20 protein-coding genes and 1 other annotated feature are annotated in these 24,284 nt (G+C 42.2%); of the genes, 2 read left to right on the top strand and 18 right to left on the bottom strand.

Going from position 1 to position 24,284, the window contains the following annotated elements; genetic code table 11:
* Complete coding sequence (gene hemA / locus QSJ46_RS13920; RefSeq protein ID WP_024423175.1) at positions 1-1,368, bottom strand: glutamyl-tRNA reductase; 1,368 nt, start codon at positions 1,366-1,368, stop codon at positions 1-3.
* A 242-nt stretch (positions 1,369-1,610) separates the two neighbouring features.
* On the opposite strand from hemA, the gene QSJ46_RS13915 reads away from it, so the two are divergent.
* Complete coding sequence (locus QSJ46_RS13915; RefSeq protein WP_034279808.1) at positions 1,611-2,096, top strand: hypothetical protein; 486 nt, start codon at positions 1,611-1,613, stop codon at positions 2,094-2,096.
* A gap of 209 nt (positions 2,097-2,305) precedes the next feature.
* Here the strand turns inward: QSJ46_RS13915 and yihA are convergent, their stop codons facing one another.
* From yihA to ilvE, 14 genes are all read right to left on the bottom strand, one after another.
* Complete coding sequence (gene yihA, locus QSJ46_RS13910; RefSeq protein WP_024423177.1) at positions 2,306-2,893, bottom strand: ribosome biogenesis GTP-binding protein YihA/YsxC; 588 nt, start codon at positions 2,891-2,893, stop codon at positions 2,306-2,308.
* Positions 2,890-5,214: an endopeptidase La gene (lon, locus tag QSJ46_RS13905; RefSeq protein WP_285604863.1), complete on the bottom strand. Its 2,325-nt coding sequence runs from the start codon at positions 5,212-5,214 to the stop codon at positions 2,890-2,892. The genes yihA and lon overlap by 4 nt, the downstream gene beginning before the upstream one ends.
* Positions 5,215-5,385: 171 nt before the next feature.
* The gene (gene lonB / locus QSJ46_RS13900) at positions 5,386-7,047 is read right to left on the bottom strand and encodes an ATP-dependent protease LonB (RefSeq protein WP_041086484.1); all 1,662 of its coding nucleotides are present in this window, start codon (positions 7,045-7,047) and stop codon (positions 5,386-5,388) included.
* 136 nt (positions 7,048-7,183) lie between these two features.
* The gene (gene clpX / locus QSJ46_RS13895; protein ID WP_285604862.1) at positions 7,184-8,449 is read right to left on the bottom strand and encodes an ATP-dependent protease ATP-binding subunit ClpX; all 1,266 of its coding nucleotides are present in this window, start codon (positions 8,447-8,449) and stop codon (positions 7,184-7,186) included.
* A gap of 251 nt (positions 8,450-8,700) precedes the next feature.
* Entirely contained in the window at positions 8,701-9,975 is a 1,275-nt protein-coding gene (gene tig, locus QSJ46_RS13890) for a trigger factor (protein WP_034279803.1), read from the bottom strand.
* Positions 9,976-10,215: 240 nt separating this feature from the next.
* Positions 10,216-11,223: a DNA damage checkpoint antagonist DdcA gene (gene ddcA, locus QSJ46_RS13885; protein ID WP_047202463.1), complete on the bottom strand. Its 1,008-nt coding sequence runs from the start codon at positions 11,221-11,223 to the stop codon at positions 10,216-10,218.
* A gap of 125 nt (positions 11,224-11,348) precedes the next feature.
* Positions 11,349-11,948 (bottom strand): 3-isopropylmalate dehydratase small subunit, encoded by a 600-nt coding sequence (leuD, locus tag QSJ46_RS13880; protein WP_047202464.1) that lies wholly within the window; start codon positions 11,946-11,948, stop codon positions 11,349-11,351.
* A gap of 13 nt (positions 11,949-11,961) precedes the next feature.
* A complete protein-coding gene (leuC, locus tag QSJ46_RS13875; RefSeq protein ID WP_285604861.1) occupies positions 11,962-13,377 on the bottom strand; it encodes a 3-isopropylmalate dehydratase large subunit in 1,416 nt (471 codons plus the stop codon).
* A 40-nt stretch (positions 13,378-13,417) separates the two neighbouring features.
* Positions 13,418-14,515 (bottom strand): 3-isopropylmalate dehydrogenase, encoded by a 1,098-nt coding sequence (leuB, locus tag QSJ46_RS13870; RefSeq protein ID WP_285604860.1) that lies wholly within the window; start codon positions 14,513-14,515, stop codon positions 13,418-13,420.
* 18 nt (positions 14,516-14,533) lie between these two features.
* On the bottom strand, positions 14,534-16,087 hold the full coding sequence (locus QSJ46_RS13865) for a 2-isopropylmalate synthase (RefSeq protein ID WP_047202466.1): 1,554 nt from the start codon (positions 16,085-16,087) through the stop codon (positions 14,534-14,536).
* Complete coding sequence (gene ilvC / locus QSJ46_RS13860) at positions 16,074-17,102, bottom strand: ketol-acid reductoisomerase (protein ID WP_024423187.1); 1,029 nt, start codon at positions 17,100-17,102, stop codon at positions 16,074-16,076. The genes QSJ46_RS13865 and ilvC overlap by 14 nt, the downstream gene beginning before the upstream one ends.
* Positions 17,103-17,120: 18 nt before the next feature.
* Positions 17,121-17,639 carry an acetolactate synthase small subunit gene (gene ilvN / locus QSJ46_RS13855; protein ID WP_007501584.1) on the bottom strand — a complete coding sequence of 173 codons (519 nt, stop codon included), beginning with the start codon at positions 17,637-17,639 and terminating at the stop codon, positions 17,121-17,123.
* Positions 17,636-19,360, bottom strand: a complete 1,725-nt coding sequence (ilvB, locus tag QSJ46_RS13850; protein ID WP_025092480.1) for an acetolactate synthase large subunit — start codon at positions 19,358-19,360, stop codon at positions 17,636-17,638. The genes ilvN and ilvB overlap by 4 nt, the downstream gene beginning before the upstream one ends.
* A 122-nt stretch (positions 19,361-19,482) precedes the next feature.
* Positions 19,483-19,729: a binding site (T-box leader), on the bottom strand.
* 8 nt (positions 19,730-19,737) lie between these two features.
* Complete coding sequence (ilvE, locus tag QSJ46_RS13845; RefSeq protein WP_039180440.1) at positions 19,738-20,652, bottom strand: branched-chain-amino-acid transaminase; 915 nt, start codon at positions 20,650-20,652, stop codon at positions 19,738-19,740.
* A gap of 434 nt (positions 20,653-21,086) precedes the next feature.
* Between ilvE and QSJ46_RS13840 the strand changes: the two genes are divergently transcribed.
* On the top strand, positions 21,087-22,130 hold the full coding sequence (locus QSJ46_RS13840; RefSeq protein ID WP_107163279.1) for a lactonase family protein: 1,044 nt from the start codon (positions 21,087-21,089) through the stop codon (positions 22,128-22,130).
* A 231-nt stretch (positions 22,131-22,361) separates the two neighbouring features.
* Here QSJ46_RS13840 and QSJ46_RS13835 read toward each other — a convergent pair whose 3' ends face one another.
* The 3 genes from QSJ46_RS13835 to dltC form a co-directional block, all read right to left on the bottom strand.
* A complete protein-coding gene (locus QSJ46_RS13835; protein WP_034279788.1) occupies positions 22,362-22,781 on the bottom strand; it encodes a YkvA family protein in 420 nt (139 codons plus the stop codon).
* Between the two features lie 95 nt (positions 22,782-22,876).
* Positions 22,877-24,043 (bottom strand): D-alanyl-lipoteichoic acid biosynthesis protein DltD, encoded by a 1,167-nt coding sequence (gene dltD, locus QSJ46_RS13830; protein ID WP_039180447.1) that lies wholly within the window; start codon positions 24,041-24,043, stop codon positions 22,877-22,879.
* Positions 24,043-24,279 (bottom strand): D-alanine--poly(phosphoribitol) ligase subunit 2, encoded by a 237-nt coding sequence (gene dltC / locus QSJ46_RS13825; RefSeq protein WP_024423191.1) that lies wholly within the window; start codon positions 24,277-24,279, stop codon positions 24,043-24,045. Before dltC ends, dltD begins: the two co-directional genes overlap by 1 nt.
* Positions 24,280-24,284: the final 5 nt, after the last annotated feature.

Genomic DNA, 24,284 nt, shown 5'->3' with positions numbered 1-24,284 from the left:
TCACTCACTGGCAACTGTAGCAAAGCCTTGTGCCATATTTGGTTTGAACAGCTGAAATGACCCTTGCTCCACCTGTACAGGTTCGACCTTTTGCTCTTCATCTTCAACCTGTAAATCAAAGATTTCTTTAAAAAGTAAAAGTTTTTCCTCTGCATTTGGCTCCGCGGCAATTTCTTTTGCCTTTAAGATAGGATCTTTCAGCATTTGGTTGATGATGCTTTTCGTATGTTTATTTAACAGCTTCATTTCACGGTTTGTGAGGTTTGGAAGCTTTCGCTCAATACTCTGCATCGTATCGGCTTGAATTGTGAGTGCCTTTTCTCTAAGTGCAGAAATGACTGGAACAACACCTAACGTATTCAGCCATTGCTTAAATTCTACAATTTCTGCTTCAATCAGGAGCTCAACCTGCTCAGCCACTGCACGGCGCTCTTTTAAGTTGGCAGCCACGATGCCTTCAAGGTCATCAATGTCATACAAAAAAGCACCTTCTACTTCAGAAATGGCTGGATCTAAATCACGGGGTACAGCAATATCTACCATAAATAGAGGTCTGCCCTTCCGCTTTTTATTCGCACTTTCGACCATTTCTTTTGTAATGACAAATTGTTTCGCACCCGTTGAGCTGATTAAAATGTCCGCTTCGGATAATGTTTTTTCTAATTGGTTTAAGCTCTTAGGCTCTCCTGAAAAACGACCGGCCAATTCCTTTGCCTTCTCAAACGTTCGGTTGATGACCGTTACTTGGCCAATTCCTTGCCCTTGAAGGTTTTGAGCCGCCAGTTCGCCCATTTTGCCCGCGCCAAGAATCAGGACATGCTTATCAGAAAGACGTCCAAAGATTTTTTTAGCAAGCTCAACCGCTGCATAGCTGACAGACACCGCATTAGACGCAATATCCGTTTCCGCATGAGAGCGTTTTGCAACAGTGACCGCCTGTTTAAATAAATAATTGAAAACGGTACCAATGGTCTTCTCCTCTTGAGCTACTTTAAAGCTGGAGCGTACTTGACCGAGTATTTGCGTTTCACCAATCACCATGGAATCAAGTCCACAGGCCACACGGAATAAATGCTCAACCGCTCCATCGTTTTCATAGAACTTCAAATACGGAGAGACATCTTCTTTTTCTAAACCGAACCAATCGGCTAAAAATCTTTTTATATAAAACCGTCCAGTATGAAGCTGATCTACTACTGCGTAGATCTCTGTTCGATTACATGTTGAGATGACGATATTCTCTAGAATGCTTTTTTCTTCTTTAAGCTTGGACATCGCTGTTCCGAGCTCACTCGGTTCAAAGCTCAGCTGTTCCCGTATCTCAACAGGGGCTGTTTTATAATCTAAACCCACAACAAGAATATGCATAACTTCAGCTTGCACCCCCAACGCCCTGTCTAATTTATAATAATTACAATATAGAATTTATTATTTATAATGATTATAACATATATTCATTTTTAACTGGATAAAAATTGTGAACAGATTTCAAAAATGTTGTGATATAGTAGAAAAATGTTCGACACCGTTTATGCCATATCATCACTTCAAGCAATTTACCAGATTTGGCGCGTGCGGACAAATGATCTGCTTAAAAGAAGGTGACATCTTTGAAGAAAAAATCCATTTTGCTGCCGCTTACTTTACTGGCTGTAGCGCTATATGCCATTCTCTCGGGAGGTCAATTTGACATTTGGAAGGATCAAGAGAAATGGTATACACTTGTACTGCTTTTTGGCCTCGCTTTTTTATATCAAGGAAAGAAGGAGCAAGAAAGCGCTCATGTGTTTATCGGTATGCTTATGACAGGCCTTTCGCTACACTTTATTCTTCAGCCTAAATTGGACCACTGGCCAGACACATTTACAATGATTGTATTCATCGTAGGACTTGCACTCTTTGTGAAATCATCTCAGAAGAAAGAATATCGTATTGAAAGTGTTGTGCTGATCGCACTCGGTCTGTTCCTTTATTTCTTTCAGCAAATTACAAAACAGCTAAGTTCCCTTTCGATTCCTACTTCCGGCTTTGAATTGTACTGGCCTTATGTACTGATTGCTGTCAGTCTCCTCTTATTATTTTTAAAAAGGAAATAACTTATACAATAAAAAAGCATCTGCTCATCGCAGATGCCTTCAGCGAGAAGACAAACCCTCGCATTCGGTGTCAGTCCTGCGTGCTGGTGCTCACGAATATCAAATTCGCTCCGCGCCAGTACTCGTCCTTTCTAGACTTCAAGGGTTTTCATCTCACGCTGAAAAGAAAACTAATGTAAAAAAGCATCTGCTCATCGCAGATGCTTTTTTTAGCCGTTTACTTTCGCAAGGATCGCATTCCAGGCTTCATCTTTTCCCTTTTTTGTTTCAGAAGAGAATAAGATGAGTTCATCTGATGGGTCAATGTCGAGCGTCTGTTTGACGACTTTCGCATGTTTTTCCCATTTGCCTTTTGGAATTTTATCCGCTTTTGTTGCGATGACGATCACGGGAACTCCGTAATATTTAAGGAATTCATACATGTTCACATCATCTACTGATGGCTTATGGCGCAGATCCACAATTTGGACAACTGCTTTTAATTCTTCACGCATTGTAATATACGTTTCGATCATTCTACCCCAGGCTTCGCGCTCTGTTTTTGATACTTTGGCAAAGCCGTAGCCCGGAACATCCACAAAATGGAGCATATCATTAATAATGTAGAAATTAAGCGTCTGTGTCTTTCCTGGTTTAGAAGACGTACGCGCTAAATTTTTACGATTAATCAATGAGTTGATGAACGAGGACTTTCCAACATTTGATCGTCCAGCAAGCGCGATTTCAGGCAGTCCACCGCTCGGGTACTGCTCTGGTTTCACCGCACTAATGACGATATCTGATTTTGTTACTTTCATCTTCCCTCTCCTACCAACGCTTTCTCAAGCACCTCATCTAAATGTGAGACCGGAATAAAGGTTAGTCCTTCTCTCACACTATCAGGAATATCATCAATATCCTTCTCATTGTCCTTTGGAAGAATAATGGTTTTCAATCCTGCACGATGTGCGCCTAATGCTTTTTCTTTTAGTCCGCCAATTGGAAGCACTCTTCCTCTTAACGTTATCTCTCCTGTCATACCAACCTCTTTTGATACAGGACGTCCTGTGAGTGCTGATACAAGAGCCGTCGCAATGGTGATACCAGCTGATGGCCCGTCCTTTGGAACCGCACCCTCTGGAACATGGATATGAATATCGTGCTTTTCATTAAAATTAGGATCAATGTTCAGTTCATCTGCTTTGGAACGAATATAACTGAATGCCGCCTGTGCAGATTCTCTCATGACATCACCAAGCTTACCTGTTAACAAGAGCTTGCCTTTACCAGGCGAGAGTGATACCTCAATTGATAAGGTGTCTCCGCCAACTGTCGTATACGCAAGTCCTGTGACAACCCCCACTTGGTCTGTTGTTTCAGCCTGACCATAACGGTAAAGTCTTTTTCCAAGGAATTCAGATAAGTTCTTTTCCGTCACTGTGATGCGTTTTCGGTCTTCAGCTACAATCGCTCTTGCCGCTTTTCGGCAAATGGCCGCAAGCTGACGCTCTAATCCACGAACTCCTGCTTCTCTTGTGTAATAGCGAATCATATCATAAATCGCTGCTTCACGAAGCTGCAAGTTCCCTTTCTTTAATCCGTGCTCCTTTAGCTGCTTCGGCAGAAGGTGATCTTTCACAATCTCTGCTTTTTCAACCTCTGTATACCCTGCAATCGTGATAATCTCCATTCTATCACGAAGTGGGCCCGGAATGGTTGCTAAATTGTTGGCAGTGGCAATAAATAACACTTGTGATAAATCAAATGTCTCTTCAATATAGTGATCGCTAAAGTTGTGATTTTGCTCTGGATCCAGCACTTCAAGCATCGCAGAAGACGGATCACCTCTAAAATCAGATGACATCTTATCAATTTCATCTAAAAGAAACACCGGATTCATTGTGCCTGCCTTGCTCATCCCGCGAATGATACGGCCTGGCATCGCGCCTACATACGTTCTTCTATGTCCACGAATCTCAGATTCATCACGCACACCGCCAAGAGAGATACGGATAAACTTTCGGTCAAGTGATTTAGCAATCGATTTGGCAAGTGACGTTTTCCCTACCCCAGGAGGTCCTGCTAAGCAAAGAATCGGTCCTTTTAATGAATTGGTCAGCTTCTGTACAGCAAGGTATTCAAGCACACGTTCTTTGACTTTTTCCAGCCCATGATGCTCATCATCTAAAATCTCACTTGCCAGCTTTAAATCTAGACGATCTTCTGTATAGGTGCCCCATGGAAGATTGATCAGCCAATCAATATAATTTCGAATGACAGAGCTCTCCGCAGAGCTTGAAGGAATTTTTTCATAACGGTTCAATTCTTTTAGTGCCGTTTCACGAACAGAATCCGGCATGCTAGACTCTTCGATTTTAGACATTAATGAACTGACTTCGCCCGTTTTTCCTTCTTTGTCACCTAGCTCCTTTTGAATGGCTTTCATTTGTTCACGCAAATAATATTCTTTTTGCGTTCGTTCCATTGAACGTTTGACGCGCTGACCAATTTTCTTTTCAATTTCCAGCACTTCTTTTTCATTGTGAATTAAGCTGATGACACGATTCAGACGTTTTTTAACATCCACTGTTTCCAGTACTTCTTGTTTGTCCTTTAATTTAAGCGGCAGGTGAGAAGCAACGATATCTGCCATTCTCCCCGGTTCCTCAATATCCGTCACCGTTGCATATGTTTCAGCTGAGATTTTTTTTGAAATTTTTATGTACTGATCAAAGTGATCTAACAAAGTGCGCATGAGTGCTTCTGCTTCTGCGTCCTTTAAATCTTCTTCTGCCAATTCTTTAATATCGACGGACGTATAGTCCTCAAGCTCCACATATGATTCGATCTGCGCTCGATTTAAGCCTTCTACGAGTACACGAATCGTTCCATTCGGCAGCTTCAGCATTTGTTTGATTTTTGTGTAGGTGCCGACTTTGAAAATTTCCTCTTCACCTGGTTCATCTATTGAAATTTCCCGCTGTGTTGCTAGAAAAATCATATGATCGTTCATCATCGCCTGTTCTAATGCTTGAACAGACTTCTCTCGTCCAACGTCCAAATGCAAGACCATTGTTGGATAAACAAGCAAGCCTCGCAATGGGAGGAGCGGAACATTCTTTTTGATTTCATCTGCCATGTTGATTGACACCTCCGTCACTAGTATGAATCATTATAATATACCTGTTTCAGTCTTGTACAATGTAAAAGACTTGAGAAATGATGATCTTACCGTAGTATACCCTTTCTTTTTATCTTGAAAAAGAAAAAAAGATCTATTTCACTAAAAAATCCCCATATGTGATGGGGATTAAACAGATTTTCTTTTCATTTCCTCTTCTAGTCCATCTTTCTTCTCGTCTGGCGGGTTGACCAAACACTGATCCAGCACCTCTTGGAAGTGCTTCACAGGCACAATGGTGACGCCTTCAATCTCTTTTAAGATCGACTGCTGGTTGTCATAAGGAATAATCACGGTTGTGGCACCAGCTTGTTTCGCCGCCTTAATCTTCGGTATCACACCGCCGATCGGCTTCACCTGACCCTGCAACCCGATTTCACCTGTCATTGCTGTCAGATGATCAATCGGGATTTGATGAATGGCAGAGAAAATCGCCGCCGCCATGGCAATCCCAGCAGACGGTCCATCAATCGGGGCACCGCCTGGGAAATTAATATGGATGTCATATTCATTTGTCCGTATGCCTAAGTTTCTCAGCACTGTTAATACGTTTTCAACAGACCCTTTGGCCATACTTTTTCGTCTAATGGATTTAGACTGACTGCCAATGCTTTCTTCTTCAGCAATGCCTGTAATGTTGATACTGCCTTTTTCAAGCGCCTTACATATATTCACTTCAATCTCAAGCAGGGCACCGCTGTTTGGTCCGTAGACAGCCAGACCATTCACTACCCCGACTTTTGGCTTTTCCGGTACTTTTTGTTCATATCTTGGTGTCAGCTGACTTGAATGAATGACCCACTCGACATCTTCGATCGTGATGTCTTTTCGGTTTTCTGTGACGGCCATTCCAGCGGCGATCTGCACCATATTGACTGCTTCACGGCCATTTTTCACATAGGAGGTTAACAGGTTCAGCCCTTCATCACTTAATTCCTTTTGGATTTTTTGGACAGCCTTAGCAGCAACAATTTTCAGTTCATGCTGGTCAAGGTCCTTAAAGAAAATTTCCAAACACCTTGAGCGAATAGCCGGTGGAATTTCTTCAGGTGTTCTTGTCGTAGCACCAATCAACCGGAAATCAGCCGGAAGCCCATTCTGAAAAATATCGTGGATGTGATTCGGAATTTGGGTGTTTTCCTCACTGTAGTAGGCACTGTCTAAAAATACTTTCCGATCTTCAAGGACTTTCAGCATTTTGTTCATTTGGATCGGATGCAGTTCGCCAATTTCATCAATAAACAGAACCCCTCCATGAGCATGCGTAACGGCTCCTTGTTTTGGCTGCGGAATGCCTGCCTGTCCCATCGCTCCCGCCCCTTGGTAAATAGGGTCATGCACGGAACCAATGAGTGGGTCTGCGATGCCCCGTTCATCGAATCTTGCGGTTGTGGCATCGAGCTCCACAAATACCGCATCTTTCTTAAACGGTGAATCAGCATGACGCTTCGCTTCTTCCATGACAAGACGGGCAGCTGCTGTTTTTCCAACTCCCGGTGGGCCGTAGACAATGACATGCTGAGGATTTGGTCCGCAAAGCGCCGCTTTTAGAGCACGAATGCCGTCTTCCTGCCCTACAATATCTTGAAATCCCTTTGGCCGGACTCTCTCTGATAAAGGCTCACTCAGCTTGATTGAGCGCATCTTTCTGAGTGCTTCCATTTCTTTCTTTGATTCTTTGTCTATCGTCACCTTTTGTGTGCGCTGATTTCGCAGTAAGTTCCAAAAGTACAGCCCGATGACGATACCAAAGAACAGCTGTATAAATAATACGATTCCTGTCCAGCTCAATCGGTGCTCCCTCCTTCATCTATCGTATGTATTGGTTTCTGTCTGCTAGTATTTCCTAGAGCTGGACGGAATAAACACGTCTTCCACGATAAATAAAAAACTCCTGAATCAAAATGATTCAGGAGTGAGACTTCTCTTATGCAGATGTTTTTGTATCTTTGTTGACGACTGTGCCATCTTTTAAAACAAGACGCGGCGACTCACCATCAGCAACCGTTGCACCAGTGATGACACATTTTTCAATATCATCACGAGATGGAAGGTCAAACATCACATCAAGCATGATACCTTCAATGATTGAGCGAAGACCACGAGCTCCTGTTTTACGCTCAATTGCTTTTTTCGCAATTTCGCTAAGAGCATCTTCTTCAAATTCAAGCTCTACATCGTCAAGCTCAAGCATTTTTGTATATTGCTTAACGAGCGCATTTTTAGGCTTCGTCAAGATTTCTACAAGTGCTTTTTCATCTAACGGCTCTAGGCTTGCAATAACCGGTAGACGACCGATGAATTCTGGAATTAAACCGAAGCGAAGCAAGTCTTCTGGCAGTACTTTTGATAGAAGGACTTCTTTTTCAAGATCTTCGACTTTATTTTCCGCACCGAATCCAATTACTTTTTGACCTAAGCGGCGTTTGATGATTTGCTCAATGCCGTCAAAGGCTCCACCACAAATAAAGAGGATATTTGTTGTATCGATTTGAATGAATTCTTGATGAGGATGCTTACGTCCACCTTGAGGCGGTACACTAGCAACTGTTCCTTCAAGAATTTTCAAAAGGGCTTGCTGGACACCTTCCCCAGATACATCACGAGTGATAGAAGGGTTTTCTGATTTTCTTGCTACTTTATCGATCTCATCGATGTAGATAATGCCTTTTTCCGCTTTTTCTACATCATAATCCGCTGCCTGGATCAGCTTTAGTAAAATATTCTCTACGTCTTCACCAACATAACCTGCTTCAGTTAATGATGTTGCATCTGCGATCGCAAATGGAACATTTAAAATACGAGCAAGTGTTTGAGCAAGTAATGTTTTACCGCTTCCTGTTGGTCCAATCATAGAAATATTACTTTTCGAAAGCTCAACATCATCAATCTTGCTGTTGGAATTGATCCGTTTGTAATGGTTATAAACCGCTACAGCTAAGGATTTTTTCGCATTGTCTTGTCCGATGACATATTCATCAAGAATCTCCCGAATTTCATGAGGCTTCGGAACATCCTTGAATTCAACTTCTTCCTCTGTGCCGAGCTCTTCTTCAACTATTTCCGTGCAAAGCTCGATACATTCATCACATATATATACGCCAGGTCCTGCGACCAGTTTACGCACTTGATCTTGCGTTTTTCCGCAAAACGAGCATTTTAATTGACCTTTTTCCTCGTTGAATTTAAACATTCTTTCACCCCTTATTCTTCTTCACTTGCCTGTAGCTAACAGTCAGCTACCTTTCTGGGTCCAGTATGTATGCATTTTACCATACTTTCCTAAAAGACGGTAACGATGTGTTTCTAACACCGCACATTGAGATATGTATGACAGAAAGATGCGACTTACACTATCGTTTCCAAAAGAAGCGATGATAAGTCAAAAATTGTACAAAACAAGGCACGAGTCACTCGCGCCCTGTTTTATTATTATGCACCATATTAACGGTTTTCTACAAGAAAATCAATTGCTTTACGAACTTTTAGATCTTCTTTCATTGCTTCAGTAGATCCGATCGCTTGTTTGATATTTTCAATTGGCATGTTGTATGCTTCAGCCATTTTTGAAAGTTCTTCTTCCACTTCTTCGTCAGACACTTGTAAGTTTTCTGCAGCAGCAATTGCTTCAAGTGTTAGGTTAGATTTTACGCGTTTAGCAGCATCTTCTTTCATTTGCTCTTTAAGCGCATCTTCATCTTGTCCAGAGAATTGGAAGTAAAGCTCAAGGTTCATACCTTGCATTTGAAGACGTTGTTCGAATTCTTTCATCATGCGGTCTAGCTCTGTGTCAACCATCGCTTGTGGGATGTCAACTTCCGCATTTTCAGAAGCTTTCGCAACTAGCTCTTCACGAAGTTTTCCTTCTGCTTCGTTTTCTTTTGCTTCTTCAAGACGTTTCTTCGTTTTTTCAGTTAACTCAGCAAGTGTTTCTACTTCTTCATCAACATCTTTAGCGAACTCATCGTCAAGTGCTGGAAGTTCTTTTGCTTTGATTTCATGAATTTTCACTTTGAATACAGCTGGTTTACCTGCAAGGTCTTCAGCATGGTATTCTTCTGGGAATGTAACTTCTACGTCTTTTTCAGCGCCAGCTTCAAGACCAACTAATTGCTCTTCGAACCCAGGGATGAATGAACCAGAACCTACTTCAAGAGAGTAGTTCTCAGCTTTTCCGCCTTCGAATGCTTCTCCATCAACGAATCCTTCGAAATCAAGAACAACTGTATCGCCGTTTTCGATTGCGCCTTCTTCTTTGACAACAAGCTCAGCTTGACGGTTTTGCATGCCTTTAAGCTCTTCTTGTACATCTTCATCAGTAACAGCTGTGTCGTCTTTTTCTACGTTAAGACCTTTGTAGTCACCAAGTTTTACTTCAGGCTTCACTGTTACTTTTGCAGTGAAGATTAAGCTTTCGCCTTTTTCGATTTTCTCAACATCGATTTCAGGGCGGTCAACTGGTTCGATACCAGCTTCGTCGATTGCTTTTGGATATTCAACTGGAAGAAGAATATCTAATGCATCTTGATAAAGAGATTCTACACCAAAACGCTGCTCGAAAAGACCACGTGGTACTTTCCCTTTACGGAATCCAGGGATTGATACTTGCTTAACCACTTTCTTAAATGCATCATCAAGTGCTTTGTTAAATGTTTCAGCGTCAACTTCTACAGTTAGAACGCCTTCGTTACCTTCTTGTTTTTCCCATTTTACTGACATGTGTGTTTCCCTCCAAAAATCTATTCAGATTGTGCGTTGCTCCATTCTAAAGCATCATAAAGACTTCGTCCAATCAAAAACCACGCACTCCGCTAAGAAGCTTGCATTATGTATACAACATTTGACTTGATTATACATATCGTCTTTCAACCGTTGGAATCTGACAACTGCACTATATATGCACAAATACAACCATTATATTATAACATAACAAGTCCGTCTTTCAACTAAATCGACAAATTACAAATAAGAAATTTCTTCAATATCTTTCAGCATTGTGCAAGCTTCTCTCAGCTCTCGTTCGTTAAATTCATACAATAGATGCAATTCTTCGAGTTCAATCTCGATCCCATGCATTTCATAGCCGACTTTATGAAGTGCCGCTGCCCAAAGACTCGGATCTGTGTACTTAGGAAGAAATGGATACAGCACAAATAAGTGCCGGCGCCATAGCTCTTCCACGCCTTGGTAAAGGGTTGGGTTCTCATTGCCGAGCGTGTCATCGAGCATACGAAGGACTTGCTGAAGAAGCGGCATCTGCTCTGGCTTTACAGCCTCAGAAGGAATAAGTGTTAAAGAATCACCGAATTTTGTCACATGAACCGGCTTTGCCACATCATGATCTGCCAGAAGCTGCAGGATCATTGATTTGACCAAAGGGTTCCCATCGGGATTTTGTAAGATTGTATTTAATAGACCCATGTGCGGTGTAATATTCCGGTCTTTCAATGAATGGATGAACTGGACCTGTTCTTCCGGCCGCTTCAGCATGTCATCTATATTGACCTCACTTCCGGCTTCCTCATCTTCATCTAAAATCTCTTCAGGTGATTCAATCATTTTTCTGCTAAATTCGAGCAGCTTGTAAAAATGCTCCGCGCTTTCTGCCGGAAGATGGTTTTCCTCGAGCACAGCCTCAATCGTCTGTTTGACTTCTTCATATTCTTTCAGCTGAATTAAGATCGTCATATACACTTGGAGCACAGTGAAATAGTGGCCATATCCTTCATGCAGCATTTTTTCACAAACACGCTTTGCATCCTGCAGCTCACCCAGCTCCAGAAAACAAATTGCCATTCCGAGGTGAATATCGGATTCTTCATCGTCATCATACGATTTTGCTTCTGAAAACAAGTGAAGCGCCTCTTGATACTGTTTATCTTTTAATGCTGCCATTCCTTTTTCAATCAGTCTTTCTTTCAGACCAGGAAACAAAATGACATTATCTTTCTTCTTGTCATGCTTCATGCTTACGTTCCTTTCGGGCGCATATTTTTTATCAGTTTACCAACGAAGATTAGTAAACACAAGTAACGAGAGGTTTTCATGCAAAAAAGAAGCCGTCACACCTCGGGCGGACAGCTTCTCGTTGCTTAAGCGCGCAGCCAGTTGCTACGCTTTTCTTCAAATGCTTGAATGTCATCTTCTAGTAGTAATGTTAATGAAATCTCATCATAACCATTTAGGAGCATTTCTCTCCAGTGAGGGTCGACTTGAAAAGGGGTGATATTCCCTTCGTGATCTTCTATCTGCTGTTTTTCAAGATCAACCGTCATCTCATACCCTTTGTTCTCATATGATGCTGCGAAGGTTTTCCACACATCATAATCAAGGCGAATCGGAAGCATCCCATTTTTAAAGCAGTTTTGATGAAATATATCTGCGAATGATGGTGCGATGACAATTTTAAAGCCATAATCATCAAGCGCCCAAGGAGCATGTTCCCTAGATGATCCGCAGCCAAAGTTTTCTCCTGCGATCAAAATCGATGCTCCTTCATAGATCGGCTGATTCAGTTCGAAATCTGGATTTGGGCTACCATCGGCTAAATAACGCCAGTCGAAAAAGGCAAAGCGGCCATATCCTGTTCGTTCGATTCTTTTTAAAAATTGCTTCGGAATAATTTGATCTGTATCTACATTGATACGGTTAAGCACAGCGGCTTTCCCTTTATGAGTGACTAAAGGCTCCATCTATGACAACTCCTTACACGACTGTTTTCTCTTGATTAAACTTCCTGACATCGACAAATCGGCCATGTATCGCAGCCATTGCAGCCATTGCCGGGCTGACAAGATGCGTTCTCGCACCCTTCCCTTGACGCCCTTCAAAGTTACGGTTTGATGTGGACGCGCAGCGTTCGCCCTCCGGTACCACATCGTTATTCATACTAAGGCACATACTGCAGCCTGATTCTCTCCATTCAAATCCTGCTTCAAGGAAGATTTCATGAAGACCTTCTTTTTCTGCTTGCAATTTGACACTTTGAGAGCCAGGCACCACAATCGCTCTGACATGATCTGCTACTTTTTGTCCTTCAATCATAGAAGCGGCTTGGCGTAAATCAGTCATTCTTGAGTTCGTACATGAGCCGATAAAGACATGCTCAATCGTAATATCTTCTATACGCTGATGCGGATGGACTCCCATGTATTCGTAAGCACGAATCGCTTCTTTTTGATCATCTTCTTGTGCAAAGTCCTCAGGTCCTGGAATTGATGCATCCACAGGCAGTACCATTCCTGGGTTAATTCCCCACGTAACCATTGGTGAAATCTTATTTCCATCTAACACAATGGTTTTATCGTAGGTTGCACCTGGATCTGTTCTAAGTTCTTCCCATTCTTTAATAGCTGCTTCGAAATCATCGCCCTGCGGTGCATATTTGCGGCCGCGGCAATATTCGAAGGTGACTTCATCAGGTGCAATCAATCCTGCTCTCGCGCCTGCTTCAATCGACATATTACAAACAGTCATCCGCTCATCCATCGTCATGTTTCTGAATACTTCCCCAGTGTATTCAATGACATAACCTGAACCGAACTTCACGCCGTGTGCACCAATGACGGCTAAAATGACATCTTTGGCGGTTACCCCTTTTTGAAGCTTTCCGTCTACTCTAATTTCTAGCGTTTTCGGACGCTGCTGCCAAAGTGTTTGTGTAGAAAGTACATGTTCAACCTCACTTGTACCGATCCCAAAGGCAAGCGCGCCAAACGCGCCGTGAGTTGATGTATGACTATCTCCACAAACGATTGTTTTCCCCGGAAGTGTCAATCCAAGCTCCGGTCCAACGACATGGACGATTCCCTGGTCAACACTGTGGAGATCAGCAAGACGAACGCCAAATTCCGCACAGTTGCGCTCTAAGGCACTCACTTGCTTTTTAGCAATCTCATCTTTAATCACAAATCGATTCACAGTTGGGATGTTGTGATCCATCGTCGCAAACGTGTTTTGAGGTCTTCTCACCTTACGCCCTTTTTGTCTTAATCCTTCAAATGCTTGAGGTGATGTCACTTCATGCACCAAGTGCAGATCAATATATAAAAGGTCTGGTTTCCCCTCGCCGCTTTTGACTATATGCTGATCCCATATTTTTTCGATGATTGTTCGAGGCATAACCCTTTTCCTCCCTCTATCTAATTCCACAAGATTCTATTTATACAATCGTTTGCACGCGCTTCTTGAGTGCGTCTACAACCGCATTAGTGATTTCTTCAGTCGTTTGATATGTTCCCTCTTTTGCTGCTAAATCTTTTGTTCGTTTGCCAGAGGCAAGAACAGCTTCCACAGCGTCTTCTATTGCAGCCGCTTCTTCTTCTAATGCAAAGGATGTTCTAAGCAAGCTTGCTGCTGATAAAATGGTTGCCAGAGGGTTTGCAACGTTTTGCCCCGCAATATCGGGTGCTGAACCATGAATTGGCTCATATAAATGAAGGCCTGTGCTTGATAAACTAGCAGATGGCAGCATGCCGAGTGATCCAGTAATCATCGAAGCTTCATCACTTAAAATGTCACCGAACATATTCTCTGTCACAATGACATCAAATTGAGCGGGCTTGTAAATCAGCTGCATGGCGGCATTGTCAACGAGCATATGCTCAAATTCAACTTCTGGATATTGAGAAGCAACTTCTTCTACTGCATCCCGCCATAGTTTACTAGAAGCAAGAACATTCGCTTTATCCACAGACGTCACTTTTTTCCGTCTCGTTAAGGCCATATCGAACGCTTCTTTTAATACGCGGACAATTTCTTCCTTTGTATAAAGGAGCGTATCAACGGCAGCTTCTTTTCCTTCATCATCTGTATAGCGTTCGCTTGGTTCACCAAAATAGAGACCGCCTGTTAATTCACGAACGATGACGAAATCGACTCCGTTAATGTGATCCTGTTTTAACGGAGATGCCTCGCTTAAGCTATCAAACACCTTTACAGGGCGGATGTTAGCAAATAAGTCCAGCTGCTTACGAATGGCGAGCAAGCCTTTTTCTGGACGAAGCTCTGGCGGGTTTTGATCCCACTTTGGTCCGCCGACTGCTCCTAATAAAATCGCATCAGCGCTTTTGCATACATCTACTGTTTCCTTTGGAAGCGGGTTGTTTTTTTCATCTATTGCGATACCGCCAATGAGCGCAGTTTCAAATTCGAATTCGTGCTGAAATTGAGCCGCTGTCTCTTGAAGGACAGCGACTGCAGATGTCACGACTTCCGGTCCGATTCCATCGCCGGGCAAAAGTGCAATTTTCTTTTTCATGAGAACCTTCCTCCTTTCCTATGAGATCGCGTGATGTTTCTCAATTTCAATCAGATTTGATTTGAAGATTAAATGTCTGTTCACTGCATTGACGTAAGCTTTCGCCGATGCTTCAAGCACATCTTGCGCTACACCACGTCCTGCTGTTTCTTTTCCTTCTATTGAAACAGTGACATATACTTCTGCTAGTGCATCTCTGCCTTTTCCATTTGATTGAATGCGGTAGTCCAGCAAATGAATTCTTTCTTCCATACAGCGCTCAAGCGTGTTGTACACAGCTTCTACACTGCCTGCACCTGTAGCTGCTTCTTGAATGACTGCCTGTGTTTCTTGGTTTTTCAGAGAAACTGTTGCTGTTGGCATTTGTTCTGTTCCATAATGCACTTGCAGACTTTCAAATTCGTAGCCAATTTTTCGATCTGCTACTTTTTCTTCTAATATAATAGAGATCAAATCATCATCTGTAATTTCTTTCTTCTTCTCTGTCAAGTTCTTGAAAGTCTCAAAGAATTTATTGATTTCATCTTCCGTTAGTTTAAAGCCTAGTGTTTTCATGCGGTCTTTAAACGCGTGTCTTCCGGAGTGTTTTCCAAGAACAAGCACATCTGTTGTCACACCGACAAGCTCTGGAGAAATAATTTCATAGGTTGTTTTTTCTTTGAGGAAACCATCTTGGTGAATACCTGATTCATGTGCAAAAGCGTTGTTTCCAACGACTGCTTTATTACGCGGCACAATCATTCCTGAGTATTTGCTCACTACATCACTTGTACGCTTAATTTCATTCAATTGAATCGTTGATTCGACCTGGTAAAAGTCTTTTCGAATATGAAGAGCTACTGCAATTTCTTCTAAAGCGGCATTTCCAGCGCGCTCGCCAATTCCGTTGACAGCCGTTTCGATTTGATCTGCTCCATTTTCAATGGCAGCAAGTGAGTTTGCCACAGCCATTCCTAGATCATCGTGACAGTGAGCGGACAAGTTAACGCGGTCGATATTCGGAACGTGTTCCTTCATATATTTAAAGATATTCCCGTACTCTTTTGGCGCTAGGTATCCAACTGTATCTGGCAAGTTAATGACACTCGCCCCAGCGTCAATGACCTTTTCTACAATTTCTGCCAAGAAAGCAAGATCTGTACGGCACGCATCTTCTGCTGACCATTGGACAACTGGAAAACGTTCTTTCGCATATTTCACCATTGCGACAGCCTGTTCTACGACTTCTTCACGTGTTTTCTTTAGTTTATACTTCAGGTGAATGTCAGAAGTAGCAATAAAGACATGAAGCCTTGGCTCCACTCCATCTTTTAATGCTTCCCATGCAGCATCAATGTCACCTTTCACACATCGTGCAAGACCAGCAACAGAACAGTTTTTAATCGTTCTTGCAATTTCCTGTACGCCTAAGAAATCCCCTCGGGATGAAGCGGGAAAACCCGCTTCAATGATATTAACCCCAAGGCGCTCAAGCTGCTTTGCAATGATTAGCTTTTCTTGTGCATTTAAGTTCACTCCTGGTGATTGCTCTCCATCTCGAAGTGTTGTGTCAAAAAAATTAATTTTCCGCACCGACGCTCACCGCTTCCTTTTTCTTTCCTTGTTTAACGAAAGGCATCATTTCACGAAGCTTTCTACCAACGATTTCAATTTGGTGCTCATTTTCATTTGCATTGATTGCATTGAAACGTGGACGATTCACTTGGTTTTCAACGATCCATTCTTTTGCAAAAGTTCCGTTTTGGATATCAGTCAAAACAGCTTTCATCGATTCTTTTACTTTTGCATCTACAACGCGTGGTCCTGATACGAAGTCACCCCATTGTGCTGTATCAGAGATTGAATATCTCATGCCTTCTAATCCTTCTTCATACATAAGGTCAACGATTAATTTAAGTTCATGCAGACACTCGAAGTATGCAAGCTCTGGCTGATAACCAGCTTCTGTTAACGTTTCGAATCCTGCTTTTACTAGTGAAGTAAGGCCTCCACAAAGAACTGCCTGCTCACCGAAAAGATCCGTTTCTGTTTCTTCTTTAAATGTTGTTTCAAGAACGCCCGCTCTTGCTCCGCCGATCGCTTTCGCATAAGCAAGTGCTTTGTCTTTCGCTTGACCAGATACATCTTGATAGATAGCAAATAGGGCAGGTACACCAGCGCCTTGCTCATATGTTCTTCTCACAAGATGTCCTGGACCTTTTGGAGCTACAAGATACACATCTACGTCACTTGGAGGAACAATTTGATGGAAGTGAACGTTAAATCCGTGTGCGAATACAAGTGAGTTTCCAGCTTCTAATTGATCTTTGATTTCTTCATCATATACTTTCTTTTGCTGCTCATCTGGAAGTAGTACCATGACGACGTCTGCTTGTGCTGCTGCTTCTTTTACTGTGAATACTTGATGGCCGTCTTCTTGTGCTTTTGTATAAGATCCGCCTTTTCTCACGCCGACGATCACATCTACGCCGCTTTCTTTTAAGTTCAATGCATGTGCATGACCTTGTGAACCGTAACCAATGATCGCTACCTTTTGACCATTTAATACGTTTTCTTGAATATCACCGTTATAATATACTTTTACCATTTGACTCTCTCCTTTTGTTTAGACAATTGAAATTGTTTTATTTGTTTGCGGCTTTTGCTGATTATCTCTCGCAAAGGCCGTGGTGCCAGTTCTGGCGACTTCTTTAATGCCGTATGGCTTAAGTAATTCAATGAGTGCTTCAATTTTTGAAGACTCACCTGTCACCTGAATGACGACACTCTCTCTGCTCACATCTACAATAGAAGCTCTAAAAGGTTCAATGACCCCCGTGATCTCCATTCTAGATGCTGGTGCAGATACGACTTTTATCAAAGCCAGCTCTCGCTGAACGATTGATTGGTTTGTAATGTCTGTTACTTTCAGAACATCGATTTGTTTGTTCAGCTGTTTTGTCAGCTGTTCGATGTCTTTCTCTTGGTCTACATGGACGACGAACGTGATGCGTGATACATCTTGAATCTCAGAATGGCCGACCGTAATGCTTTCAATGTTGTAGTGTCTTTTGGTAAAGAGGCCTGTGATTCTGTTCAGTACGCCTGATCGATTTAATACAGTCAACACAATAATTCTTTTCAAGGTTTCACCCCCACCATCTCATGAAGTCCTTTCCCCGGTGCTACCATCGGGAATACTTTTTCATCTCTCGCTACATTGACATCGATGAAAACAGGCTCTCTAGAGGTTAAGGCTTCTTCTAGCTTTTCTTTCGCCTCTTCGTCTGATGAGATTCTGATTCCTTTAATGCCATAAGCTTCAGATAATTTCACGAAGTCTGGCTGCTCTGAAAATTTAGAATGCGAGTAGCGTTCTTCGTAGAAAATTTCTTGCCATTGTCTTACCATTCCAAGGCTGTGATTATTGAGTACAATCACTTTGACTGGAAGGTTCAGCTCACGGATAACGGCAAGTTCTTGCAGGGTCATTTGGAAACCTCCGTCTCCTAAAATTGCTACAACGGTTGCCTCTTGATCAGCTAGCTGAGCGCCAATGGCTGCTGGTAATCCGAAGCCCATTGTGCCAAGTCCTCCAGATGTGACCCACTTATCTGCATTTTCAAATGGATAGAACTGTGCCGCCCACATTTGATGCTGTCCGACATCAGTTGCGACAATGGCTTCACCTTTTGTGAATTGATGAATGTATTCAATCAGCTTTTGAGGTTTAAAACCTTCAGCTTCGTTTTCAACGTACCAGAGTGGATATTCTTCCTTCCACTGATCTAATTGATTTTTCCATTCGTCTGATTCCCCTTGCTTCCCGTCTTGCTTGATCAGCTCTTCAAGAACGAGCTTACTGTCTCCAACAACCGGGATATGGGTATGAATGTTCTTGCCAATTTCCGCCGGGTCGATGTCAATATGAGCAACCTTCGCATGTTTCGCAAAATGATTGAGGTTGCCTGTTACCCTGTCATCAAATCTTGCTCCGATTGAAATGAGCAGGTCACATTGATGAAGAGCCATGTTTGCTGCATATGTGCCATGCATACCAGCCATCCCTAGGAAAAGAGGATGCTTTGCCGGGAATCCGCCAAGTCCAAGCAATGTATGAGCGACTGGGATTTGCTGCTGCTCTACATACTGTCTTAATTCTTCAGATGCTTTGCCATGAAGAACGCCAGCTCCTGCTAGAATAACTGGTTTCTTCGCTCTGCTGACAGCTTCTACCAATTTGCGAATTTGCAAATAGTTCGGCTCTACTTTTGGCTGATAACCAGGTAAATCAATTGGCTGGTCATATTCAAACGTTCCTTCAATGCCTGCGACATCTTTTGGAATATCGATCAATACTGGACCAGGTCTGCCTGTTGTTGCAATATGGAATGCCTCTTTAATGACACCCGGTAATTCCTCTGGATTTCTTACCTGGTAGCTGTGCTTTGTAATTGGCATTGTGATGCCGAGTACATCTGCTTCTTGGAAAGCATCCGATCCAATGACTGACGTTGCCACCTGCCCTGTAAATACAACTAGGGGAAGTGAATCAATCATCGCATCTGCAATTCCTGTCACAAGGTTTGTCGCTCCAGGCCCTGATGTTGCAATGACAACACCTGGTTTACCAGATACTCTTGCGTATCCTTCTGCTGCGTGAATCGCTCCCTGCTCATGTCTTGGCAGGACATGAAATAAACCAGAATCGTAAATTTTATCGTAGATTGGTAAAACTGCTCCGCCTGGATAGCCGAAAATGACTTCTACTTTTTCTCTTTTGAGTGCTTCAATTAACATGAGTGCACCGTTCATCGTTTGTGGCGCTTTTGATTTTTCCGTCTCCATTTGTACATTTGTCCCCATTTGATTTCCTCCTCTTTGTCTTGCTTCAGTCAAGTCCTTTCACCCTTTTCCATTCAAGATAGAGATATGAGACCATATAAAAAAGCCTTCTCACCCCACAATGACACTACTTTTCACTAGGTCAAAGGGGCGAAAAAGCTTTGTTTTTCGCGGTACCACCCTTGTTCACGGCAAACCCTGCTGCCGTCTCATGGACATCTTTCGTCCATTTTGGTAACGAGTGAGCAATGTCACTCGGCCTGCCCTACTATCATTTCAAGCAGACACTCAGAGGTGAGTTCACTTTAGAAAGTAACACCGGTTTCCAGCTAGCACCGGCTCTCTGTAGATACTGACTCTAAAGCTACTAGTCCTCTTCAACGTTTATCGATATCTATTTAACTTGCATGAATGTTTTCATCTGTAAAAACAACTTTTTCTCCTTCTTCAACTACCCGCTTACGGAATTGTTCAAGAAGTTTGTTTGTGTGGAACCCAGGTTTCCCTTCACCGATTGTACGGCCGTCAACTTTTACAACGGCGATGACTTCGGCTGCGGTTCCTGTTAGAAATACTTCTTCTGCTGTATACACATCATGTCTTGTGAAAGGTTCTTCTTTCACTTCGTAGCCTAAGTCTTCTGCAATTTCCATGATGGCATTTCTTGTGATGCCTTCAAGTGCGCCGATATAACCTGGCGGTGTATAAAGCTTGCCTTTTTTATAAATAAACACGTTGTCTGCAGAACCTTCCGCCACGTACCCTTGATCGTTCAGCATCAGCGCTTCACTCACACCGGCCATATGGGCTTCGATTCGGACAAGAATGTTATTCAAATAGTTTAATGATTTTACTTTTGGGCTAAGGACATCTGGACGATTTCGTCTTGTTGGAACCGTCACAATGTCAATACCCGTTTCATATAGGTGCTTTGGAAAAATGGCCAGCGGCTCTACAATGATCACTGTGTTGGCTCTCCCGCAGTTGTTAGGATCTAATCCAAGATCACCCGCTCCTCTTGAGACGACAAGGCGGATATAGGCATCCTTTAGGCCGTTCCTTTCAACTGTATGAATCATTTTTTCCGTGAGTTCCTCAAGTGAATATGGAATGTTCAGCATAATGGATCTGGCGGAATCATACAGGCGGTCTAAATGTTCTTTCATTCGAAAGATATTTCCGTTATACACGCGAATCCCTTCGAAAACACCGTCGCCATATAAAAAGCCATGATCGTAAACTGAAATTTTCGCATCCTCTTTTTTCACGAGTTCATCGTTTAAAAAGATCCACTGTTCCTTTTGGTCTTCCATTTTCAGTGAGCACCCTCTCTTTCAAACAAAAAGTAGTTGAATTTTCAGACACTTTTATTTTGAAGTGTCAATCGCTTGCACTGCGTGTTTGTTTAGCTTTTGTTGAACCCATCTTACGCCGCTTTCCATACAGTGTCAACAGCATTTTTAAAATTATTAGACAATTTAGACTAATCAAAATTAAATGTATACGCTTACACCTTTGCTAGACAAGGAATGAAAAAACTTAAAATTTTTTGTATTTTTTCTTCAATTTATTTACTTTACATGAACGCTTTTCTTTTGAGAAAACTTTTGTGATATTTTTTCACATGATTTTTGATGAATATTGTGAGATTTCAATGACTTTGTTTTTTCTTTTGGCATGCCTTTCTAAAGCGTTTTCCTATGAATTTATGATAGAATGAGAGCATCTAATAGAAGGAGGGCAATACATGGCTAACATCAGAGGTTATATCGGTACGTATACAAAGGGAGACAGTAAAGGCGTTTATACGTTTACATTAAATACGGACAAGCAGCTGATTGAGCAAGTAGAAGTCGCTGCTGAGCTTGAAAATCCTACATATTTAACCGTGTCAGAGGATCAAAAGTTTGTTTATGCTGTTGTGAAAAAAGGATCACAGGGCGGCCTTGCTGCGTATCAAATTGATTCAACAACAGGCAGACTTCACTTCATCAACCAAGAGCTTGCCGATGGAGCTTCTCCTTGTCACGTCAGCGTGGACAGTCAAACGAAAACGGCGTATACAGCAAACTATCATAAAGGGACAGCAGAAATGTATGAGATCGATGCTGAAAATGGCTCAGTGATCCGCACGCTCTCACAGGCGCAGCATGAAGGAACTGGCCCTAACGAAGATCGTCAGGAAAAGCCGCACACCCACTTTATGGGTCTCACGCCAGATGAACAATTTGCTGTGGCTGTTGACCTTGGAACAGATGGAATTTATACGTATAAGAAAGAAGACGGAAAACTTCAGCTTGCTCATACATTTGAAACAAAGCCAGGCAGCGGACCTCGTCATATCACATTCCACCCAACGAAACCTGTGGCATATGTCATGACAGAGCTAAGCTCAGAGGTCATTGTGCTTCGTTACTTTGAAGATGGTCATTTTGAAGAGATTCAAACAATCGCGACCATTCCAAGCGATTTTACAGAGAACAATCAAGGCAGTGCCATTCATGTCTCTTCAGACGGCCAATTTGTTTATGCAGGAAATCGCGGTCATGACAGCATTGCGATTTTTAAAACAGACGCTGACGGCCGATTAAGCCTTGTCGAGATTGCTTCTTCTGAAGGAAACTGGCCTAGAGATTTTGTGCTTGATCCAACAGAAGAATTCCTCGTCGGTTCAAACCAAGAATCTAGCAATCTCGTGTTATACAAACGCGACAAAGAAACAGGACGACTCACTGTCTTACAATCAGACATTACCGTCCCTCATCCAGTTTGCGTGAAATTTTTAGGATAAAAGAAAAAAGCCTCCAATAACGGAGGCTTCAGATTGTTGACAAAGGGCTAAAATGAAAATCATTTTAGCCCTTTGTCTTCTTTTAAGCGTGATAGAAAACCTTTGCAGTCTAGGAAGGACGAGCACCGGAGCGGAGCGAATTGAAACATTCGTGAGCACTGGAGCGCAGACCTGACAAAGAATGCGAGGGTTTGTCTACACGCTAAAGCCTCCAATAACGGAGGCTTTTCTTTATGCAGACGGCATACCGCCATCCTCAAGCTTTTGATCAATCAAAGACGTATCGGTTTTTTCGCCGAACCATTTTGACAGCCTGTCTTTTGCTTTTCCTTTCACATCATCATCAATGTACATTGCTACTTGAAGCAGAGCAAATGTAATGGCACCTAAATCATCTGTATAGCCGACACCAATCAATGTATCCGGAATGAGATCAAGTGGAAGGATAAAGTAGCCGAGTGCTCCAATAATCAGGGTCTTTGCTTTGACCGGCACTTCGGGTTTTTGCAATGTATAGTAAAGTAATAGCACAGCATAGACAAGAGAGACACCAGCTTTTTGTGCCGTCTTTTTTAGCTTTTCCCAAAAGGCATGATCATTAAAATGCTTCTTCGAACGCTTTAATAGTTCTTTTTTCTCAGAACGATTCATCATATCGCCTCCATCTACAGCATAGCCCTTTTCCCTCAGTTATACAAGATATCCGCTGATTCGACAAACAAAAAGCAGCAGAAAGCTGCTGCATTCTACTGCTCTTTGTAAAACTTTTCAATTGCTTTATCGATGTACACCCATCCTTTATAAGACACATGAATCGTATCTTTAAAGAAATATGGATCGTACTCATGCTTAGTCAAATCTGCGACTTCATACCCATTATCTCGAATTTGACGATTGATTTTTTCATAATAACCTGTTCGACCTTCTTTCGGAAAACCAGTGTAATCATACCACTTTCCGTTGACAGGAATCGTTACAAACAAAGGCTTTGCCCCTGCCTGTTTTAAAATATCCAGCATGATTTGAAAATCTTTATATTCTGGTGATTCGGCATAAGAATGACCTTCACGGGAATCCTTCATCTTCTTCATGATCGGTTTCAGTTTGCGGTCAAACAATTTTTGATTAATATAAAACGGATTGTCCCCTGCTCTTTCCGCACCAAAAATGCTCGCTTCTTTTTCAAGCTCAGCCCATGTTTTTCCTTTGACTGAAGGAGACGGTTGAAGCTTGCGCTCATGCCCCGATCCAATCGTATAGTACATGTCTTTCTTTTGAAGCATGCCATAATACATTTTCGCAATAGGAGAAATCGCGCCATAAGCGAACTTGTTTCCAGATAGCTCTGCTTTAAAAAGCTCTGTAATCACCATGTCGTTTTTGACTGCTTTAAACTTCATGATTCTTTTAATCAGCTCTTTTTTCACAGTTGGATCAATTTCTTTATTATAGGCGAGATTCAGCGCTTGAAGCGCTGAATAGTTAGGGGCAAAGTGATTCTCGTCAGATCCCCATTTCACAAACCACTGCGGGGACACGATAAATACAAGCTTCTTCCCTTTTAATTCATCCATATGCGCTGCAAAGTTCATCGCATGAATTAATGATTGCGATCCACCTTTTCCAATAAGATAAGGTGTAAACCCTTGAGGATTCTCATGAAAGAAATTCGAAGGGTGGTATGGATCAAAACGTGATAATTCAGAAGAACCATAGATCGGCAAATAAGTTGGATCTTTTAGCATTTCATCTTGTAAATAAAGCCCTTGAAACATCCCTGGATCTAATTCTGTGGCTGACTTTTGTAATTTGTCTTTTGGGATCAGGTGTGAGAGCCATGCATTTGGTACAAGAAGAACACCAATGAATAGAACAGCCGCTAAAATAAGCGGCCCAAAAAAACGCTTTTTCATTACTTCATCTCTGCCAGCTGCTCAGCAATATGATTCGGCGTATCCCACACATCACGATCGAATTCTGTAATCGGAACAGTGATTCCGAGTTGACTTTCAATTGCCATAAGCAGTTCTACTGTACCAAATGAATCAAGAAGACCTTCTTCAAAAATCGCAATCTCTGGATTTTCTTTCACAACGTCGTCCTGACAAACCTCTGCAATAATACCGTATACTTGATTTTTAAATTCCATAATTT

The sequence above is a fragment of the Bacillus sp. YKCMOAS1 genome (assembly GCF_030268125.1).
Lineage (GTDB): Bacteria > Bacillota > Bacilli > Bacillales > Bacillaceae > Bacillus > Bacillus safensis.
This window is presented reverse-complemented; position numbering and strand designations above follow the sequence as displayed.

What these genes read in the sequence shown, in the direction of transcription:
- hemA (WP_024423175.1), bottom strand. Translation starts at nt 1,368, where the DNA reads ATGCATATTCTTGTTGTGGGTTTAGATTATAAAACAGCCCCTGTTGAG.
- yihA (WP_024423177.1), bottom strand. Translation starts at nt 2,893, where the DNA reads ATGAAAGTAACAAAATCAGATATCGTCATTAGTGCGGTGAAACCAGAG.
- lon (WP_285604863.1), bottom strand. Translation starts at nt 5,214, where the DNA reads ATGGCAGATGAAATCAAAAAGAATGTTCCGCTCCTCCCATTGCGAGGC.
- clpX (WP_285604862.1), bottom strand. Translation starts at nt 8,449, where the DNA reads ATGTTTAAATTCAACGAGGAAAAAGGTCAATTAAAATGCTCGTTTTGC.
- tig (WP_034279803.1), bottom strand. Translation starts at nt 9,975, where the DNA reads ATGTCAGTAAAATGGGAAAAACAAGAAGGTAACGAAGGCGTTCTAACT.
- ddcA (WP_047202463.1), bottom strand. Translation starts at nt 11,223, where the DNA reads ATGAAGCATGACAAGAAGAAAGATAATGTCATTTTGTTTCCTGGTCTG.
- leuD (WP_047202464.1), bottom strand. Translation starts at nt 11,948, where the DNA reads ATGGAGCCTTTAGTCACTCATAAAGGGAAAGCCGCTGTGCTTAACCGT.
- leuC (WP_285604861.1), bottom strand. Translation starts at nt 13,377, where the DNA reads ATGCCTCGAACAATCATCGAAAAAATATGGGATCAGCATATAGTCAAA.
- leuB (WP_285604860.1), bottom strand. Translation starts at nt 14,515, where the DNA reads ATGAAAAAGAAAATTGCACTTTTGCCCGGCGATGGAATCGGACCGGAA.
- ilvC (WP_024423187.1), bottom strand. Translation starts at nt 17,102, where the DNA reads ATGGTAAAAGTATATTATAACGGTGATATTCAAGAAAACGTATTAAAT.
- ilvB (WP_025092480.1), bottom strand. Translation starts at nt 19,360, where the DNA reads ATGGGGACAAATGTACAAATGGAGACGGAAAAATCAAAAGCGCCACAA.
- ilvE (WP_039180440.1), bottom strand. Translation starts at nt 20,652, where the DNA reads ATGGAAGACCAAAAGGAACAGTGGATCTTTTTAAACGATGAACTCGTG.
- QSJ46_RS13840 (WP_107163279.1), top strand. Translation starts at nt 21,087, where the DNA reads ATGGCTAACATCAGAGGTTATATCGGTACGTATACAAAGGGAGACAGT.
- QSJ46_RS13835 (WP_034279788.1), bottom strand. Translation starts at nt 22,781, where the DNA reads ATGAATCGTTCTGAGAAAAAAGAACTATTAAAGCGTTCGAAGAAGCAT.
- dltD (WP_039180447.1), bottom strand. Translation starts at nt 24,043, where the DNA reads ATGAAAAAGCGTTTTTTTGGGCCGCTTATTTTAGCGGCTGTTCTATTC.
- dltC (WP_024423191.1), bottom strand. Translation starts at nt 24,279, where the DNA reads ATGGAATTTAAAAATCAAGTATACGGTATTATTGCAGAGGTTTGTCAG.